1 protein-coding gene is annotated in these 1,166 nt (G+C 44.5%); it reads right to left on the bottom strand.

The window, feature by feature from the left end:
- Positions 1-1,166 (bottom strand): elongation factor Tu (gene tuf / locus J7R12_RS08550; RefSeq protein WP_208439060.1); only part of this gene is annotated, 1,166 nt, incomplete at its 3' end.

Raw genomic sequence — 1,166 nt, 5'->3', positions numbered from 1 at the left:
ATCTTAGAAACGATACCAGCACCAACAGTACGACCACCTTCACGAATAGCAAAACGAAGCTTTTCTTCCATGGCAATCGGAACTATCAAAGAAACATCCATCGCAACATTATCTCCAGGCATGACCATCTCTGTCCCTTCTGGAAGTGTTACTATCCCTGTAACATCCGTCGTACGGAAGTAAAATTGAGGACGATAATTCGTAAAAAACGGTGTATGACGACCACCTTCATCTTTCGTTAAAATGTAAGCTTCTGCTTTAAAGCGCGTATGAGGAGTAACTGACCCAGGCTTTGCAAGAACCTGTCCACGCTCAATCCCTTCACGATCAACTCCACGAAGAAGAGCACCAATATTATCACCAGCTTGACCTTGATCCAAAAGCTTGCGGAACATTTCAACTCCGGTAACCGTCGTCTTCGAGGTAGGACGAATACCTATAATTTCGATTTCCTCACCAACCTTAATAATACCACGCTCAACACGACCAGTCACAACCGTACCGCGTCCAGAAATCGAAAAAACATCTTCAATCGGCATCAAAAACGGCTGATCAACAGGACGCTCTGGTGTTGGGATATAATTATCAACCTCACTCATCAAAAGACGAACAGCATCTTCTCCAATGCTTTTATCCTTATCCTCAAGAGCTGCCAATGCAGAACCCTTAACCACGGGTATATCATCTCCTGGGAAATCATATTTTGACAAGAGTTCACGAACTTCAAGCTCAACAAGCTCCAGAAGCTCAGCATCATCAACCTGATCGACCTTATTGAGAAAAACAACAATCGCCGGAACACCGACTTGGCGCGCAAGCAAAATATGCTCACGTGTTTGAGGCATCGGTCCATCAGCAGCAGAAACAACCAGAATAGCACCATCCATTTGTGCTGCCCCCGTGATCATGTTTTTTACATAATCCGCGTGACCTGGGCAATCAACATGCGCATAGTGCCGACTCTCTGTTTCATACTCAACATGGGCCGTAGAAATGGTAATTCCACGTGCTCTTTCTTCTGGTGCCGCATCAATTTGGTCATACGCTTTAAATTCACCAAAATATTTCGTAATTGCCGCTGTTAACGACGTCTTTCCATGATCAACGTGACCAATCGTTCCAATATTAACATGCGGCTTCGTACGTTCAAATTTGCTCTTTGCCAT

Source organism: Bartonella vinsonii subsp. vinsonii (assembly GCF_902825235.1).
Classification (GTDB): Bacteria; Pseudomonadota; Alphaproteobacteria; order Rhizobiales; family Rhizobiaceae; genus Bartonella; species Bartonella vinsonii.
This window is presented reverse-complemented; position numbering and strand designations above follow the sequence as displayed.